This window comes from uncultured Clostridium sp., from assembly GCF_934754925.1.
Taxonomy (GTDB): domain Bacteria; phylum Bacillota; class Clostridia; order Clostridiales; family Clostridiaceae; genus Clostridium.
The window spans coordinates 1-3,051 of sequence record NZ_CAKVJA010000094.1 but is presented as its reverse complement, the minus strand read 5'-3'; the positions used below and the strand labels follow the sequence as shown (position 1 = coordinate 3,051).

Sequence of the window (3,051 nt, the reverse complement as noted above, 5' to 3'; positions counted from 1 at the left end):
TGACTGATACTAATAGGTCGAGGGCTTGACCAAAATATAAAATAATTCATGTGCAATTTTGAGATAACAATCTCAAAAATCTGGTGATGATGGCGTAGAGGAAACACTCCTTCCCATTCCGAACAGGAAAGTTAAGCTCTACAGCGTCGATGGTACTGCACGGGGGACTGTGTGGGAGAGTAGAACGTTGCCAGGTAGATAAAATACCTAGTTTATACTAGGTATTTTTTTTGCGTTAAAAAAGAAATTAAGTAAATTTGAAAATAGAGAAAAATCATAGTGATAATTTCCTAGGAAATAGATAATATAGAAAAAACAAAAATATATAGAAAATAATGGTATTGTATGATAAGATTTAATACGGGGTGATCTTATGAAAAGGGTGTTAAATTTTATAGTATTAATATTAATAGTAATATTTATGGTATCTTGTGATAAGGAAAATATTCAAGAAAATATTAGTAATAATAATGAAGAAATAAAGGCAACAATAATATCTCCAGATGGATTGCCGTCAATAGCGATAAGTAAATTAATAACTGATAATAGTAAAGTGGATAATATTACTTTAGAATCTTCGGTTCAGAAAACTACAGACTTACTTTTATCAGAATTAATGAAGGGTGAAGCTGATTTAGCAATAGTTCCATCAAATTTAGCATTGCAGGCATACAAAAAAGGTTTAGGATATAAGGTTGCAGCAACAATAGGTTGGGGGTCATTATACTTAGTGTCTACAGAAGATATTTCTAATATATCAGAATTAGAGGGATGTGAAGTATATAATACTGGAAAAGGGCTTACTCCTGATATTGTGTTTAAAAATATATTATTAAATAGTAATGTAAATCAACAAAATATAGAATTTTCATATGTTGGAGCAGCATCAGAACTTGCTCCATTGCTTATTAGCGGACAAGCAAAATATGCAGTAGTTCCAGAGCCGGTATTATCAGCAGTAATGGCTAAGAAGAGTAATATAAAAATTATTCTAAGTTTAAATGAGGAATGGGCGAAATTAAATAATGTTGAAAGAGGATATCCACAATCAACATTATTAATAAAAGAAGAGTTCTACAATAAAATAAAAAATATTAATGATTATGATAAATTAATAGAAGCATTTAGCGAAAGTGAGAAATGGGTATTAGATAATCCACAGTTAGCAGCTGAAAAATGTGAAGAGCTGGGGATAACTGTGAATAAGGATGTTATTAATGAATCTATAAGAAATAGTAATTTAAATTTTATAAGGATAGAAAATTCGGAAGAAGAATATGAAACCTATTTTTCTATTATAGATGGAGAAAACAAAGGGGAAATTGAAGAATATGACTCAATATTCATTAAAGAATAAAAGATACTTAACTATTTCAATATTTATACTTATATTGGTTTGGCAAACGGCAGCTATTATTGTTGATAATAGGCTACTTTTGCCTTCTTTTTTTAATGTTTTATCTGATATATATACTATAATATTTTCTAATAATTTTATAATACTAATATTTAGTAGCATATTTAGATGCATAGAAAGCTTTATACTATCATTAGCTATAGCTATAATGCTATCAATTTTTAGTTATTTTAATAAATTTATTTATAATTTTTTATATGTAATAATAATTTTTTTAAAATCTATACCTACAATGGCCTTTATAGTAATAGTATTAATTTGGACTTCTAAAGAGTTTGCACCAATAATAATAGGAATAGTAATATCATTTCCAATTTTTTATGATGTCATTTTAAATTCTTTATTAGATATTGATAAGGATTTATTACAAGTGTTTAACATATATAGAATTGAAATTATAGATAAAATTATTACATTGATAATACCTGTCATATTAATAGCAATTAAAAAAGTAATTAATTCAACTTTATCTTTAATATTTAAGGTTGTAATTTCAGGAGAAGTTTATTCTCAGCCACAGTACGGTATTGGTACAATTATTCAATTTGAAAAAATGCAATTAAATACATCAAGAATTATTGCTTGGATGATAATAATAACGGGTATTGTTTTCTTATTTGATTTAATTATCAGTAGAATTTTTAAAAAACATAAGCTGTAATCTTATAGAATATATAATATTTTTATTAAGATTTTATAGCGTTACTGATTATAAGAGAGGAAAATTTAGAAGTTATGTTAATAGAAAATATAAATTGCAAATATGGAGAAAAGGTTATATATAAAAACTTTAATATAAATTTCGATGATAATAAGATAAACTGTATTATTGGTAAATCAGGCTGTGGAAAAACAACGTTATTAAATAATATTTCAGAAAGGTTATTAGAAGAAAATAGAAGGATATCATATGTATTTCAAAATGATTCCCTAATATCTTGGATAAATATATATAATAACTTAAAAATAGTAGTAAAAAAATATTCAAGAGGAAAGGATCTGGAGAAAAAAATTAATACGATTTTAAGTTTAGTGGGATTAAGTGAATTCAAATATTATTATCCACATCAGTTAAGTGGTGGAATGAAACAAAGGGTTAATTTAGCTAGAGCACTGATTGGAGAGCCGGAGATTATATTAATGGATGAGCCATTTAAATCATTAGATATTAAATGTAAGAATGATATAATTGCGATAGTAAAAAAAATTAATTTAGAGAAAAAAACAACAATAATTTTAGTAACTCATGATAAAGATGAAATATTAAATTTGGCACATGTAGTATTTTTACTAGGAGAAAGACCAGTAAAAATATTAGATAAAGTGAAGGAAAATAATATTAAAAATATTATAGATAAAATTATATAAAAATGTATTGACTAAGTAAATTAATAGTGATAACATAAAACACATCACCAATGACAGAGTACTAAAAAACTTAAAAATAAGTTATTGACATGTATCTCTTGAAGTGATAATATAATCAATGTTGATTGCGACAAATGTTAAAACTTAAAAAAAGTTGTTGACATATGTAGTAAGAGATGATAAGATAAATAAGTCGCTTCGGTGCGACAGAGTAAATGGTCTTTGAAAATTGAACAGAATATAGTTAAAGTAAACCAGCAATTCTT

3 protein-coding genes and 1 rRNA gene are annotated in these 3,051 nt (G+C 25.8%); all 4 read left to right on the top strand.

Annotated elements, in window-relative coordinates:
* Positions 1 to 79 precede the first annotated feature (79 nt).
* Positions 80 to 196: ribosomal RNA gene (gene rrf, locus Q0G30_RS13990) — 5S ribosomal RNA — on the top strand.
* 177 nt (positions 197 to 373) lie between these two features.
* Positions 374 to 1,357: an MqnA/MqnD/SBP family protein gene (locus tag Q0G30_RS13985; protein ID WP_294391302.1), complete on the top strand. Its 984-nt coding sequence runs from the start codon at positions 374 to 376 to the stop codon at positions 1,355 to 1,357.
* A complete protein-coding gene (locus tag Q0G30_RS13980) occupies positions 1,332 to 2,078 on the top strand; it encodes an ABC transporter permease (protein WP_294136207.1) in 747 nt (248 codons plus the stop codon). Before Q0G30_RS13985 ends, Q0G30_RS13980 begins: the two co-directional genes overlap by 26 nt.
* A gap of 74 nt (positions 2,079 to 2,152) precedes the next feature.
* The gene (locus tag Q0G30_RS13975; protein ID WP_294136205.1) at positions 2,153 to 2,785 is read left to right on the top strand and encodes an ATP-binding cassette domain-containing protein; all 633 of its coding nucleotides are present in this window, start codon (positions 2,153 to 2,155) and stop codon (positions 2,783 to 2,785) included.
* The last annotated feature ends 266 nt before the right edge of the window (positions 2,786 to 3,051 follow it).